The 15,471-nt window shown below is 47.1% G+C and carries 6 protein-coding genes, 1 tRNA gene and 3 rRNA genes; 3 read left to right on the forward strand and 7 right to left on the reverse strand.

Translation table 11 applies throughout. The features are described from left to right. Positions 1-195: 195 nt before the first annotated feature. Positions 196-1,236 (reverse strand): tRNA/rRNA methyltransferase, encoded by a 1,041-nt coding sequence (locus XPG1_RS11045; RefSeq protein WP_045959124.1) that lies wholly within the window; start codon positions 1,234-1,236, stop codon positions 196-198. A 135-nt stretch (positions 1,237-1,371) separates the two neighbouring features. Here XPG1_RS11045 and XPG1_RS11050 point away from each other — a divergent pair, with 135 nt between their 5' ends. The 3 genes from XPG1_RS11050 to pssA all read left to right on the forward strand — a co-directional run bounded on the left by XPG1_RS11050 (position 1,372) and on the right by pssA (position 6,376). Continuing rightward, positions 1,372-2,043: a tRNA-uridine aminocarboxypropyltransferase gene (locus tag XPG1_RS11050; protein WP_045959125.1), complete on the forward strand. Its 672-nt coding sequence runs from the start codon at positions 1,372-1,374 to the stop codon at positions 2,041-2,043. 126 nt (positions 2,044-2,169) lie between these two features. After that, on the forward strand, positions 2,170-4,812 hold the full coding sequence (locus XPG1_RS11055) for a bifunctional acetate--CoA ligase family protein/GNAT family N-acetyltransferase (RefSeq protein WP_045959126.1): 2,643 nt from the start codon (positions 2,170-2,172) through the stop codon (positions 4,810-4,812). A 208-nt stretch (positions 4,813-5,020) separates the two neighbouring features. Continuing rightward, positions 5,021-6,376 carry a CDP-diacylglycerol--serine O-phosphatidyltransferase gene (gene pssA / locus XPG1_RS11060; protein ID WP_045959127.1) on the forward strand — a complete coding sequence of 452 codons (1,356 nt, stop codon included), beginning with the start codon at positions 5,021-5,023 and terminating at the stop codon, positions 6,374-6,376. 177 nt (positions 6,377-6,553) lie between these two features. Here the strand turns inward: pssA and rrf are convergent. The 6 genes from rrf to yfiH form a co-directional block, all read right to left on the reverse strand. Beyond that, a 5S ribosomal RNA gene (rrf, locus tag XPG1_RS11065) occupies positions 6,554-6,669 on the reverse strand. A gap of 76 nt (positions 6,670-6,745) precedes the next feature. Continuing rightward, positions 6,746-9,652 (reverse strand): 23S ribosomal RNA (locus XPG1_RS11070). Positions 9,653-9,835: 183 nt separating this feature from the next. Further along, positions 9,836-9,911 (reverse strand) — tRNA-Glu (locus XPG1_RS11075). A gap of 87 nt (positions 9,912-9,998) precedes the next feature. Beyond that, positions 9,999-11,541 (reverse strand): 16S ribosomal RNA (locus tag XPG1_RS11080). Together the 16S, 23S and 5S rRNA genes with 1 tRNA gene alongside form the textbook arrangement of a ribosomal RNA operon. Before the next feature lie 483 nt (positions 11,542-12,024). Then, entirely contained in the window at positions 12,025-14,598 is a 2,574-nt protein-coding gene (clpB, locus tag XPG1_RS11085; RefSeq protein WP_045959128.1) for an ATP-dependent chaperone ClpB, read from the reverse strand. A gap of 130 nt (positions 14,599-14,728) precedes the next feature. Continuing rightward, positions 14,729-15,469 (reverse strand): purine nucleoside phosphorylase YfiH, encoded by a 741-nt coding sequence (gene yfiH, locus XPG1_RS11090; protein ID WP_045959129.1) that lies wholly within the window; start codon positions 15,467-15,469, stop codon positions 14,729-14,731. Positions 15,470-15,471: the final 2 nt, after the last annotated feature.

A 15,471-nucleotide genomic window follows, 5' to 3' on the forward strand; every position in this document is an offset into this window, starting at 1 on the left:
TAATTATCACAAAATCAAACTTAGATTCGCATAATAAGTGCAATTAAAAAGAAACACCCTAAATTAACAGAAAAAATAAAGGCCCTGACTAAATAATCAGGGCCTATTAATCGTGGCAATGAAGCTATCTCTTTCTATTTTCAAGTCACCGTTCTTTGACCAAATGGCAGCTTGAGAATCGATTCCGGATATAAATTAAACTTTGTTCTGACGCCACCATTCCGCCAGCATAATACCGGTTGCAACAGAAACATTCAGACTTTCCACCCGACCAGTCCCACCAATGGAAAGGCGAATATCACCATCTTCCCAGGTGCTATCACTGAGTCCATCACTTTCCTGGCCCAGTACCAAAACCATTTTTTCCGGTAATGTTGCTTGTGCCAGCGTCGTGCTGCCTTTATGACTTGACGTGGTTACAATGGAATAACCTTTATTGCGGAATTTATTCAGCGTCTCGGTGAATCCATCAGCGTCAATGCCTTTGATGTGTTCAGCTCCTCCCTCCGCGGTACGGATAGCCGCACCTGATTCCAGCATTGCCGTATCTTGCAAAACCACACCCTGTACGCCAAAATGCGCACAACTACGCATAATTGCCCCAAGATTATGTGGGTTACCTACGTTTTCCAATGCCAGCACACAATCTTTTGCAGGTGCCTGCTGCAAATAAGTTTCCGCATCCAAGCCATTGCGTTTCTTAATCAGGAAACATACGCCACCGTGATGCTCTGTACCTGATGCCTTAGACAGCTCTTCATCATCCACCACATGGTAAGCCTTGCGATTTGCCGCCATCCATTTCAACGCATCACGAAAACGCGGGGTGACTGATTGAACAAACCAAGCCCGAACAATCGCGTCAGGACGATTCTTGAACATGGCCTGACACGCATTTTCTCCATAGATACGGGTTTCTTCCAAACGCTGGCGACGAAGCTGTTCAGGATCAATATAACTTTTACCACTGATGCCATTGTGCTCTAATTTGGGGGGTTCTCCCTCTGGACGAGAGATTGTTTTCCACGGAGAACGCTCGCCTGCATGCACTGGCCGCTCATTATCACGACGACGGTCACCCTGCTCACGCCCATTTCCAAATGGACGTTTATCATTTCTACGGTTGTCACTGTGTTTACGACGATCAGCGCCTTTACGGCTATCGTTGTTGTCCTCACTACTGCGGACATACATTACTTTGACTTTGCCGCTTTTACCACTATAGGAATCGTTCATTTATTTCTCCAACTGCGTTATGGCGCGAAGATTACCCGATGTACGCGCCCGAAGCTACCTCTGGCAACGACAATCCATTAAAATATCCGCTAATTTTTTTATTGGCTTTATCCACGAACCTGTTTGAGTTCTTAAATGAGAAATAACAACGCTGTTTATCAGCTTCGCCAACTTCGCCTCGCCCGTTCTACCCGCCCTTTCCAGGCCAGGGGGTGTCGGGTGCAGCGCTGCCTGCATTGTTTATTACCCCAGAAAAGATGCCTGTGTGAAATGATCTCACCAGCGAATGCAACAAGCCGCTTCTGTCTCATCATGTTTGATACTGAGCCAATGAAACCCAGTAATACCGGAAAGTTGATCGCAGATATCCTGCCCGATACACGGGCTTTTCTCTGGTCTAGAACCGAGCCTGATCAACAAATGCTTGACGTGTTACGCGATCCAACTCGGCAACCCTATCTGATCTTTCCAGACAGTTATGCCACACCGCCTAGAACGGTATATCAGAAACCCGCTGATAACCCAAAGCCGCCGTTGTTCATTATATTGGATGGGACTTGGCCTGAAGCAAGAAAAATGTTTCGCAAAAGCCCCTATTTGGATGATATTCCCCTGCTGTCTATCAATAGTATTGCTAAAATGGACTATTTACTGCGGGTTCCTGCCAGAACAGAACAGCATTGTACTGCTGAAGTCGCAGTCGCGGCACTAGAATTGGCCGGAGATATCGAAGCGTCACAATCATTATTGAGTCATTTCAATCATTTTCGTGAACAATATCTGGCAGGGAAAGCGAATCATCTGTAGGAATAAGTCACAGTAATGCTTAGTAATCCGCGCTAAAGTGACAGATGATAATCAACGTTATTCATGGTAATTGTTTAATCAATAATAATGGTTTATTGATGTAATCACTGATGAGGAATTCCAGACATGAGCCAGCGCGGACTTGAAGCATTACTACGTCCTACATCCATCGCCGTTATTGGTGCTTCTGAAAAACCTGAAAAAGCCAGCTCAATGTTGATGCGGAATTTGTTAATGGGGGGGTTTACAGGGCCGATTCTTCCCGTTACACCCAACAAATCTGCCGTTTCAGGGGTGCTGGCTTATCCTTCTGTCGATAAATTACCGTTGACTCCGGATCTGGCTATCATCTGCACGCATTACAGTCGTAACTTATCTTTGTTGGAACAACTGGCTCAACATGGATGCAAAACTGTCATTATTTTATCTTCTCCACCAGCGCAATTTACTGAATTGAAGCAATGTGGTCAAAAATATCATATTCGCATTTTGGGACCGAATAGCCTTGGCATTCTGGCTCCCTGGTACGGGCTGAATGCCAGTTTTTCGCCTATCCCCATCCTTAAAGGGAAACTGGCTTTTATCTCACAATCAGCAGCAATATCAAACACAATTCTGGATTGGGCCAATCATCGTAATATCGGTTTTTCATATTTTATTGCTTTGGGTGACAGTGTTGACATTGATATCGATGACCTGCTCGACTTTCTGGCAAGAGATAGTAAGACCAGTGCTATTTTATTACATCTCGAACATATCAGCGATGCCCGACGGTTTCTTTCTGCCTCCCGAAGCGCCTCACGCAATAAGCCTATTCTGGTTGTGAAAAGCAGCCGCACTCGAAAAGCTCAGCAATTACTGGGAGAACAACAAAATTTTGATGCGGCTTATGATGCCGCTATTCAACGTGCCGGATTACTCCGTGTACAGGATACGTATGAGATGTTTTCCGCAGTGGAAACATTGAGTTTTATGCGGCCATTACGCGGAGAACGTTTGCTCATTGTCAGTAATGGCGCAGCGCCAGCCGCAATGGCGCTAGATGAGTTACTGAGAAGAGCGGGTAAACTCGCTATGTTAGGCGAGGAAACACTCCGTGGACTGTCTGACATGCTCCCTGATACGCTTCTTTTACGTAATCCATTGGATATCGGTGATGACGCCTCAACTGAGCGGTATATTGCCGCGCTCAGTCTGCTATTAGATAGCCATGATTATGATGCCCTACTGTTGATCCATTCTCCTTGTGCTATATCCAACAGCCAAGCTACCGCGGTTCGGGTCATACAAACCATTAAAGAACATCCTCGTGGGAAATGGATCACTATTTTTACTAATTGGTGTGGAGAATATTCTTCCCTGGAAGCCCGGCGCTTGTTCAGTGAGGCGGGTATTCCGACGTATCGAACACCGGAAAGCGCGATTACCGCATTTATGCATATGGTGGAATATCAGCGCAATCAAAAACAGTTAAAAGAAACGCCATCCTTACCGATTGGGATTACATCGAACACGGCCAGAGCCCATGAATGCATACAACATGCCCTTAATCACGGACACTACCGTTTAGATACCCATGAAGTACAACCTATTCTTGATGCATACGGTTTACATACGTTACCGACTTGGATCGCTCATACTCATGATGATGCAGTCAACATTGCAGAAAAAATTGGCTATCCTGTCGCTCTAAAACTGCGTTCACCGGATATTCCGCACAAATCTGAAGTTCAAGGGGTCATGCTTTATTTACGCAATGCCGATGAGGTGAGGACCGCGGCGCAAGCAATTATTGAACGTGCCAAACAAAATTTCCCGCAGGCCAGAATTCACGGCTTATTAGTACAGAGCATGGCTAACCGTGCTGGTGCCCAGGAACTAAGAATTTCGATTGAGCAAGATGAGATATTTGGCCCCTTAATCATGCTAGGAGAAGGGGGAATCGATTGGGTGAATGAGACACAAGCTGCAGTCGCTCTGCCTCCCCTTAATATGGCACTAGCCCGCTATCTGGTGATTCAGGCCATTAAGAGTGGCAAAATAAAATCGGGGGGGTCATTACTACCTCTGGATATTCTTGCCCTTAGTCAGTTATTAGTCAGCGTCTCTAACCTTCTGATTGACTGTCCTCAAATTATTCGCGTGAATATCCATCCTCTGCTTGCGTCAGGGAATGATTTCACTCTATTGGACGTGACGATGGAGCTAATGCCCGTCACTGGCGATCCACGCAAAAGACTGGCTATCCGACCCTACCCCAATGAACTGGAAGAAACTATCTACATAAAAGATGATCTTGAGTGTTTGCTACGCCCGATTCTGCCGGAAGATGAACCTTTGTTGAAGGCATTTATCGGCCAGGTGACGAAAGAAGATCTTTATTATCGCTATTTCAGTGAAATCAGCGAGTTTACTCATGATGATCTCGCGAACATGACTCAAATTGACTATGACCGAGAAATGGCATTTGTGGCGATCCGCCATCCAACCACTACCCCCGAAATTATTGGTGTTGCCCGGGCGATGGCCGATCCCGATAATATTGAAGCAGAATTTGCAATTTTAGTTCGATCCGATCTCAAAGGGTTCACTTTAGGCTATCAGCTGATGTCCAAGCTCATTCACTATACAAGAGAACATGGTATTCAGGTATTAACTGCTATTACTATGCCTGAAAACCGTAATATGATTCAACTTGCGAAAAAACTGGGGTTTACCATTGATATACAATTAGAGGATGGCATTGCGAATCTGATGTTAAGACTTTAACCAAAATGAACCTAGTCGATATCTCATCATCCACCGTGATAAATTTTTACTTCGTGACGAATTGCACAGAGTTGCATCAATCAACCCGAAAGCGCTAATTCATACTCACAATGAGTCAAACTAATGGTATTATCGCGGGATTATTTTGATTCATACACCTTATGATGGTCTCAACTCCATCTTAAACTAAGAGAAAAAACGCACTGTGATGTTGTCCAAATTTAAACAAGCAAAACACCAACAACACCTTGCACAACTGCCTAAATTACCGCAGTCAGTTGCTGACATAGAAACACTTTATCAATCTAAAGTGTTCCGCAGCGCCTTACTGGAGCACATTGCAAATGCCCAAAAGCATATTTATATCGCTGCATTATATCTAGAAAACGATGATGCGGGATGGGATATTCTGACTGCACTCTATACTGCCAAAAAAAATCGTCCAGAACTGGATATCAAAATTTTGGTTGACTGGCATCGTGCTCAGCGTGGTCGGATTGGCGTGGCAGCGGCGGCAACGAATGCAGATTGGTATTGTTCCATGACCGAAAGATACCCTGGCGTTCATATTCCTATTCTGGGTGTTCCGGTGAATACACGTGAAGCACTGGGTGTTTTACATCTAAAAGGCTTTATTTTCGATGAGACCGTTATTTATAGTGGAGCCAGTATTAATGATGTCTATCTGCACCGCTATGAAAAATATCGTTACGACCGTTATCACATATTGCATAATGCAAAACTTGCTGCTGTCATGAAGCAATTTATTGATAACAGTATAATTAGTGCTGAAGCTGTCAAAAATTTGGCCAGCTATAATCGTCCTCGTAGTCTTGAAATTAAAAATTCAATCCGCCAATTTCGTGCTTCATTGAAAAACTCTGAATATCACTTTAAAAATCAGGCATCAAATGAAGAATTAGCGGTAACTCCGCTTGTTGGATTGGGAAAAAATAATCTCCTAAACAAAACAATTTATCACCTCATGTCCTGCACTGAAGATAAGTTGGTTATCTGTACACCTTATTTTAATTTGCCAGCCGTGTTGGTACGTGCAGTATCTCGGTTACTCTGCCAAGGGAAACAAGTCGAAATTATCATTGGGGATAAGACGGCTAACGATTTTTACATTCCACCAGAAGAGCCGTTTAAGCTAATCGGTGCATTGCCCTATCTGTATGAAATTAATTTGCGTCGCTTTGCTAGTCGATTGCAAAAATTTATCGATAACCAGCAATTAACGATCCGGTTATGGAAAGATCAAGATAACACTTATCACTTAAAAGGCGTCTGGGTTGATAATCAATGGCATTTCATTACGGGTCATAATCTGAATCCCCGGGCATGGGGATTGGATCTGGAAAATGCCATTCTGATTCACGATCCCCATCAGGAGATGGAAGAGCAACGTACAATGGAATTAAATTGCATTCGTACTCATACAAAAATCATCCATAATTATCAGGAGCTAGAAAGTATCCAGCTCTATCCTGTGAAGGTACGTAAACTCATACGACGCTTACGCCGTATTAGAGTGGATCGACTGATCAATCGAATACTGTAAAATCGACCATTCATTGATAAATAATGATTGCTTTCTAAATCCCCTCAGGCTCTTTCTTGAGGGGATTTTTATATCTTTTTTTATCAAAAAATACAGTGGGATCCAAATAACATTTGAACAGAATCCCCCAACGCAAAAAAGCCATCCGGTGACGGATGGCTTCTCTGACTAATTGATGTCTGGCAGTGTCCTACTCTCACATGGGGAGACCCCACACTACCATCGGCGCTACGGCGTTTCACTGCTGAGTTCGGCATGGGGTCAGGTGGGACCACCGCGCTATTGCCGCCAGACAAATCCGGTTTTCAATCTCGAACAAGCTATTTCTCTTGAAACTCTCTCTGCCCACTAAAACACCTTCGGTGTTGTCAGGTTAAGCCTCTCGGTTCATTAGTACTGGTTAGCTCAACGTATCGCTACGCTTACACACCCAGCCTATCCACGTCTTCGTCTTAAACGTTCCTTCAGGACCCTCTAAGGGTCAGGGAAGACTCATCTTAAGGCAAGTTTCCCGCTTAGATGCTTTCAGCGGTTATCTCTTCCGCACTTAGCTACCGGGCAATGCCATTGGCATGACAACCCGAACACCAGTGGTGCGTCCACTCCGGTCCTCTCGTACTAGGAGCAGCCCCTTGCAATCTTCCAACGCCCACGGCAGATAGGGACCGAACTGTCTCACGACGTTCTAAACCCAGCTCGCGTACCACTTTAAATGGCGAACAGCCATACCCTTGGGACCTACTTCAGCCCCAGGATGTGATGAGCCGACATCGAGGTGCCAAACACCGCCGTCGATATGAACTCTTGGGCGGTATCAGCCTGTTATCCCCGGAGTACCTTTTATCCGTTGAGCGATGGCCCTTCCATGCAGAACCACCGGATCACTAAGACCTACTTTCGTACCTGCTCGCGCCGTCACGCTCGCAGTCAAGCTAGCTTATGCCTTTGCGCTAACCTCACGATGTCCGACCGTGATTAGCTAACCTTCGTGCTCCTCCGTTACGCTTTGGGAGGAGACCGCCCCAGTCAAACTACCCACCAGACACTGTCCGCAACCCGGATGACGGGTCCACGTTAGAACATCAAACATTCAAGGGTGGTATTTCAAGGATGGCTCCATGCAGACTGGCGTCCACACTTCTAAGCCTCCCACCTATCCTACACATCAAGGCTCCATGTTCAGTGTCAAGCTATAGTAAAGGTTCACGGGGTCTTTCCGTCTTGCCGCGGGTACACTGCATCTTCACAGCGAGTTCAATTTCACTGAGTCTCGGGTGGAGACAGCCTGGCCATCATTACGCCATTCGTGCAGGTCGGAACTTACCCGACAAGGAATTTCGCTACCTTAGGACCGTTATAGTTACGGCCGCCGTTTACTGGGGCTTCGATCAAGAGCTTCGCCTTGCGGCTAACCCCATCAATTAACCTTCCAGCACCGGGCAGGCGTCACACCGTATACGTCCACTTACGTGTTTGCACAGTGCTGTGTTTTTATTAAACAGTTGCAGCCAGCTGGTCTCTGCGACTGGCCTCGGCTCCGGACGCGCGGTCCTTCACCTAGCGCCAGCGTGCCTTCTCCCGAAGTTACGGCACCATTTTGCCTAGTTCCTTCACCCGAGTTCTCTCAAGCGCCTGAGTATTCTCTACCTGACCACCTGTGTCGGTTTGGGGTACGATTAATGATAATCTGGAGCTTAGAGGCTTTTCCTGGAAGCAGGGCATCAGCAACTTCGCCACCGTAGTGACTCGTCATCAGACCTCAGTGTGATAGTCAGCCGGATTTACCTGGCTCACCCACCTACATCCTTAAACCGGGACAACCGTCGCCCGGCCTGCCTAGCCTTCTCCGTCCCCCCATCGCAATTATCACCAGTACAGGAATATTAACCTGTTGCCCATCGACTACGCTTTTCAGCCTCGCCTTAGGGGTCGACTCACCCTGCCCCGATTAACGTTGGACAGGAACCCTTGGTCTTCCGGCGAGCGGGTTTTTCACCCGCTTTATCGTTACTTATGTCAGCATTCGCACTTCTGATACCTCCAGCAGACCTCACAGTCCCCCTTCAACGGCTTACAGAACGCTCCCCTACCCAACAACACCTAAATGTCGCTGCCGCAGCTTCGGTGCATGGTTTAGCCCCGTTACATCTTCCGCGCAGGCCGACTCGACCAGTGAGCTATTACGCTTTCTTTAAATGATGGCTGCTTCTAAGCCAACATCCTGGCTGTCTGAGCCTTCCCACTTCGATTCCCACTTAACCATGACTTGGGGACCTTAGCTGGCGGTCTGGGTTGTTTCCCTCTTCACGACGGACGTGAGCACCCGCCGTGTGTCTCCCGTGATAACATTCTTCGGTATTCGCAGTTTGCATCGGGTTGGTAAGTCGGGATGACCCCCTAGCCGAAACAGTGCTCTACCCCCGAAGATGAATTCACGAGGCGCTACCTAAATAGCTTTCGGGGAGAACCAGCTATCTCCCGGTTTGATTGGCCTTTCACCCCCAGCCACAAGTCATCCGCTAATTTTTCAACATTAGTCGGTTCGGTCCTCCAGTTAGTGTTACCCAACCTTCAACCTGCCCATGGCTAGATCACCGGGTTTCGGGTCTATACCCTGCAACTTAACGCCCAGTTAAGACTCGGTTTCCCTGCGGCTCCCCTATACGGTTAACCTTGCTACAGAATATAAGTCGCTGACCCATTATACAAAAGGTACGCAGTCACACCCCAAAGGGTGCTCCCACTGCTTGTACGTACACGGTTTCAGGTTCTCTTTCACTCCCCTCGCCGGGGTTCTTTTCGCCTTTCCCTCACGGTACTGGTTCACTATCGGTCAGTCAGGAGTATTTAGCCTTGGAGGATGGTCCCCCCACATTCAGACAGGATACCACGTGTCCCGTCCTACTCATCGAGCTCACACTGCCAACGCCTTCGGATACGGGGCTATCACCCTTTACTGCCGGCCTTTCCAGACCGTTCTCCTGACGCTGACACTGCTGATGGCTCTGGGCTGCTCCCCGTTCGCTCGCCGCTACTGGGGGAATCTCGGTTGATTTCTTTTCCTCGGGGTACTGAGATGTTTCAGTTCCCCCGGTTCGCCTCATTAACCTATGAATTCAGTTAATGATAGTGTGACAGGTCACACTGGGTTTCCCCATTCGGACATCGCCGGCTATGACGGTTCATATCACCTTACCGGCGCTTATCGCAGATTAGCACGTCCTTCATCGCCTCTGACTGCCTAGGCATCCACCGTGTACGCTTATTCGCTTAACCTCACAACCCGAAGGTGTCTTCGGAGATGCGGGTTGAGAGACGCCTCAATACTGTCTTAACAGCACTGAGTGTTTCAAATTTTCAGCTTGTTCCAGATTGTTAAAGAGCATGATTTGTAAATCGGCTGTCACCAGCCCACTTAAAAATACAGTTGGTTACGCCTTTCACCCGTTCCCCGCAGCGTGGCGTCCCCTAGGGGATTCGAACCCCTGTTACCGCCGTGAAAGGGCGGTGTCCTAGGCCTCTAGACGAAGGGGACATCTGTCTTCTTCGCAGACGCGCTGCTTCTTCTTCATTTTCATCAGACAATCTGTGTGAGCACTGCAACAATAACCTATCGTCGGTTTAAGGAGGTGATCCAACCGCAGGTTCCCCTACGGTTACCTTGTTACGACTTCACCCCAGTCATGAATCACAAAGTGGTAAGCGCCCCCCCGAAGGTTAAGCTACCTACTTCTTTTGCAACCCACTCCCATGGTGTGACGGGCGGTGTGTACAAGGCCCGGGAACGTATTCACCGTAGCATTCTGATCTACGATTACTAGCGATTCCGACTTCATGGAGTCGAGTTGCAGACTCCAATCCGGACTACGACAGACTTTATGAGGTCCGCTTGCTCTCGCGAGGTCGCTTCTCTTTGTATCTGCCATTGTAGCACGTGTGTAGCCCTACTCGTAAGGGCCATGATGACTTGACGTCATCCCCACCTTCCTCCGGTTTATCACCGGCAGTCTCCCTTGAGTTCCCACCATTACGTGCTGGCAACAAAGGATAAGGGTTGCGCTCGTTGCGGGACTTAACCCAACATTTCACAACACGAGCTGACGACAGCCATGCAGCACCTGTCTCACGGTTCCCGAAGGCACTTTCGCATCTCTGCAAAATTCCGTGGATGTCAAGAGTAGGTAAGGTTCTTCGCGTTGCATCGAATTAAACCACATGCTCCACCGCTTGTGCGGGCCCCCGTCAATTCATTTGAGTTTTAACCTTGCGGCCGTACTCCCCAGGCGGTCGATTTAACGCGTTAGCTCCGGAAGCCACAGCTCTAGGCCACAACCTCCAAATCGACATCGTTTACAGCGTGGACTACCAGGGTATCTAATCCTGTTTGCTCCCCACGCTTTCGCACCTGAGCGTCAGTCTTCGTCCAGGGGGCCGCCTTCGCCACCGGTATTCCTCCACATCTCTACGCATTTCACCGCTACACGTGGAATTCTACCCCCCTCTACGAGACTCTAGCCAACCAGTCTTAGATGCCGTTCCCAGGTTAAGCCCGGGGATTTCACATCTAACTTAATTGACCGCCTGCGTGCGCTTTACGCCCAGTAATTCCGATTAACGCTTGCACCCTCCGTATTACCGCGGCTGCTGGCACGGAGTTAGCCGGTGCTTCTTCTGCGGGTAACGTCAAACGCCAACCTTATTCAGGCTGCCGCCTTCCTCCCCGCTGAAAGTACTTTACAACCCGAAGGCCTTCTTCATACACGCGGCATGGCTGCATCAGGCTTGCGCCCATTGTGCAATATTCCCCACTGCTGCCTCCCGTAGGAGTCTGGGCCGTGTCTCAGTCCCAGTGTGGCTGGTCATCCTCTCAGACCAGCTAGGGATCGTCGCCTAGGTGAGCCTTTACCCCACCTACTAGCTAATCCCATCTGGGTTCATCCGATGGCGTGAGGCCCGAAGGTCCCCCACTTTGCTCCGCAGAGATTATGCGGTATTAGCCACCGTTTCCAGTGGTTATCCCCCGCCATCGGGCAGATCCCCAGACATTACTCACCCGTCCGCCGCTCGCCGGCAAGAAAGCACGCTTTCTCCCGCTGCCGCTCGACTTGCATGTGTTAGGCCTGCCGCCAGCGTTCAATCTGAGCCATGATCAAACTCTTCAATTAAAAGTCTGATGCTCAAAGAATTAAACGGTTTATTCATAATGAATTCACTGTTAGTCACTCTTTAAGACTTGATTCTTTCTTTCGCCTTTCGGCGTTGAGATAGGGTCTTGCGAGTGCCCACACAGATTGTCTGATTAATTTGTTAAAGAGCGTGTCAACCGGGCATCGCTGCCGGGTTGCGAGGCTGCGTATCTTACGCTTTCCTCTTTCAGTGTCAAGCCTTATTTTTCAAGGCCTTTCACTTTGTCATCCCGACAGGTTTGTGTGTTTGTCGTGACAACGGATGCGCATTATAGGGAGTTTTACGACTGTGGCAATCGTTTTTTCAAAAAAAAACCTCAACCGCTCATTTATCCCTCAAAACACTATAACCTGATGCTTTTATAATCGATAAAATGAAAGAAGAGGTGCAAAAAACACCTCTTTTTATCTCAATGTGACTTTACCTTCTCTGCTTTTTTATTAAAAACCTGTCAGGTAATGTCATTGCATGGCAACAATCCGATCATTTTCTAGCACCAACGTCACTAGTTTACCTGGAATCAATGTTCCAGAAAGGATCTGCTGAGCCAGTGGGTTTTCAATCTCTTGTTGAATTGCACGTTTTAATGGGCGAGCACCATATACAGGGTCAAAACCCGCTTCGCTTAATTTTTCCAGCGCGGACGGTGTTATTTCTACTTGATAACCACGCTCTTCTAAGCGCTGATATAAACGCTGCAATTGAATATTTGCAATAGATGTCAAATGCCCTTTCCCGAGTGGATGGAATACAACAACCTCATCAACACGATTGATAAACTCAGGTCTGAAATGATGACCAACCACTTCCATCACCATATTTTTCATACCGATATAATCCAAGGTACCAAAACGTTCTTGGATCATATCGGAACCTAAGTTGGAGGTCATAATCACAACCGTATTGCGAAAATCGACAGTTCTACCCTGTCCATCAGTTAAACGACCATCATCCAAAACCTGTAACAAAATGTTGAAGACATCTGGATGCGCTTTTTCTACTTCATCCAGCAAAATGACAGAATAAGGACGACGACGCACAGCTTCTGTCAAATATCCCCCTTCTTCGTATCCAACATATCCAGGAGGCGCACCGACCAACCTTGATACTGAGTGTTTTTCCATAAACTCTGACATATCAATGCGCACCATGGCATCATCACTGTCGAACAAGAAATTAGCCAGCGCCTTGCACAATTCTGTTTTACCAACGCCAGTCGGTCCCAAAAACATGAACGAACCGATCGGACGATTAGGATCAGATAACCCGGCTCTGCTACGACGAATGGCATTCGATACAGCATCAACAGCTTCACTCTGCCCAATCACACGCTTATGCAATTCTTGCTCCATGCGCAATAATTTATCTTTTTCACTTTCCAGCATCCTGGACACTGGAATTCCTGTCCAACGAGCAAGTATTTCGGCTATTTCAGCATCTGTGACTTTGTTACGCAGCAACTTCATATGACGATTTTCTGCTGTGGTTGCCGTTGTCAGACGCTTTTCCAATTCGGGAATTTTACCATACTGAATTTCAGACATTTTAGCCAAGTCACCGTTACGGCGTGCTTTTTCTAATTCAATACGGGTATTTTCTAATTCGGCTTTGATATTCTGAGTACCACTCAGTTCAGCTTTTTCTGCTTTCCACTCTTCTTCCAATTCAGAATATTCACGTTCCTTTTCTGCCAATTCCTCATTCAGCATCTCTAAACGCTTTTTACTGGCATCATCAGATTCTTTTTTTAGTGCCTGTTGTTCAAGCTTTAGTTGAATAACACGGCGCTCAAGGCGATCCAAGGCTTCCGGCTTAGAATCCATCTGCATACGCAGGCTTGCCCCTGCTTCATCAATCAGGTCGATTGCCTTATCAGGCAGCATGCGGTCAGAAATATAGCGATGAGACAATGTTGCCGCCGCAACAATTGCTGGATCAGTAATCTGGACATGATGATGCAATTCATATCGCTCTTTCAACCCACGTAAAATAGCAATCGTGTCTTCAACAGTAGGTTCTGCGACATACACTTTTTGGAAGCGGCGCTCCAAAGCTGCATCTTTTTCTATATATTGACGATATTCATCCAGAGTTGTTGCCCCAACGCAATGCAGTTCACCACGAGCCAGAGCTGGTTTTAACATATTACCAGCATCCATTGCACCTTCGGCTTTACCGGCTCCTACCATAGTATGCAATTCATCAATAAACAGAATGACTGAACCTTCCTGTTTGGCTAAATCATTCAAAACACCTTTCAAACGTTCTTCGAATTCTCCACGATATTTAGCACCGGCTAATAACGCCCCCATATCAAGTGACAAAACACGTTTGTTTTTCAGCCCTTCTGGAACTTCACTATTAACGATACGCTGTGCCAAGCCTTCGACAATTGCGGTCTTCCCAACCCCAGGTTCACCAATGAGGACCGGGTTGTTTTTAGTTCTACGTTGTAATACCTGAATAGTTCGACGGATTTCTTCATCACGTCCGATAACGGGATCTAATTTGCCTTGTTCAGCGCGTTCAGTAAGATCAATGGTATATTTCTTTAACGCTTGACGCTGATCTTCTGCACCTTGATCATTCACTTTGTCACCACCACGCATTTGTTCTATTGCCTTAGTGATCTTATCTTTGGTTGCCCCCGCAGCTTTTAGCATGTCACTTAATATTCCACGCTCTTCTATCGCTGCCAGAACAAAGAGTTCTGAAGATATAAAGTTATCGCCTTTTTTTTGTGCAAGCTTGTCACACAAGTTGAGGTAACGTCCCAGTTCATTGGATACCTGCACATCGCCACCGTTGCCCTCTACTTTCGGCAATCGATTCAGAGCCTGAGTCAGTTGGTGGTTGAAATTGCCCGTATCCACCCCTGCCGAGGCTAATAAAGGACGAATTGAACCACCTTCTTGATTGAGTAATGCACTCATCAAATGGATAGGTTCAATGAATTGGTTATCACGCCCCAATGCGAGAGATTGGGCGTCAGCGAGAGCAAGCTGGAATTTATTGGTAAGACGATCCAGACGCATAACACCTCCAATACTGGTCAGAATTTGCTACTGAAGATTAGATAAGGTCAATTCCTTACATATTCAAGGTATTCTGACAAGTTAATTGGACACGGACCGCTATACATCAAAGATCGCCCTGTGAAGTCAGTTATCGCAACCAGATTAAAGTTGCCATTCTCCCAGTATGGCCATCACGACGATAGGAGAAAAAATTTTTTTCCTCCATGAAAGTACATGCGATCCCACCAAAAATTTCTGCTATGCCTACTGACTGCAACTTTAATTTAGCCAGTAAGTAAATATTTGCCAGAAACCTATTACTATGATCATCATAAGGCGTGAAAGCTTGTGCTAGCTCAGGGTTAGTCTTTATGAAGGCTTCCCTCACCTCACTACCCACCTCAAATTTTTCAGGGCCAATAGCTGGCCCCAACCAAGCACGGATCGTATCCGGTTTTGCATTAAATCGGGATACGGTATTTTCCAACACCCCGGCACATAGTCCACGCCATCCGGCATGGGCGGCGGCCACCTCCATACCTGAACGACTACAAAAAAGCACTGGCAGACAATCTGCTGTCATCACAGCACAAACCTGCCCCGGTATATTCGTGTAAACAGCATCAGCCTGATTATTTACCACTGACAAACCATCAAGTGTGATAACACGTGTACCATGAACTTGTTCTAACCATGTCGGTTGCTGCGGTAATTGGGCATATTCAACTAACAATGCCTTATTCCGTTCCACGGCTTCCGGAACATCCCCAACGTGATTGCCTAAGTTTAAACTATCATATGGGGGCAAGCTCACGCCCCCCAAGCGGGTGGTACTGCAAGCACCAACATTATCAGGTTGTGGCCAATCAGGAAAAATCAGTGATGTCATTT

Origin of the sequence: Xenorhabdus poinarii G6, assembly GCF_000968175.1 — a bacterium.
Lineage (GTDB): Bacteria > Pseudomonadota > Gammaproteobacteria > Enterobacterales > Enterobacteriaceae > Xenorhabdus > Xenorhabdus poinarii.

Coding starts and splice junctions, on each gene's coding strand:
- XPG1_RS11045 (WP_045959124.1), bottom strand. CDS start 1,236: ATGAACGATTCCTATAGTGGTAAAAGCGGCAAAGTCAAAGTAATGTAT.
- XPG1_RS11050 (WP_045959125.1), top strand. CDS start 1,372: ATGAGAAATAACAACGCTGTTTATCAGCTTCGCCAACTTCGCCTCGCC.
- XPG1_RS11055 (WP_045959126.1), top strand. CDS start 2,170: ATGAGCCAGCGCGGACTTGAAGCATTACTACGTCCTACATCCATCGCC.
- pssA (WP_045959127.1), top strand. CDS start 5,021: ATGTTGTCCAAATTTAAACAAGCAAAACACCAACAACACCTTGCACAA.
- clpB (WP_045959128.1), bottom strand. CDS start 14,598: ATGCGTCTGGATCGTCTTACCAATAAATTCCAGCTTGCTCTCGCTGAC.
- yfiH (WP_045959129.1), bottom strand. CDS start 15,469: ATGACATCACTGATTTTTCCTGATTGGCCACAACCTGATAATGTTGGT.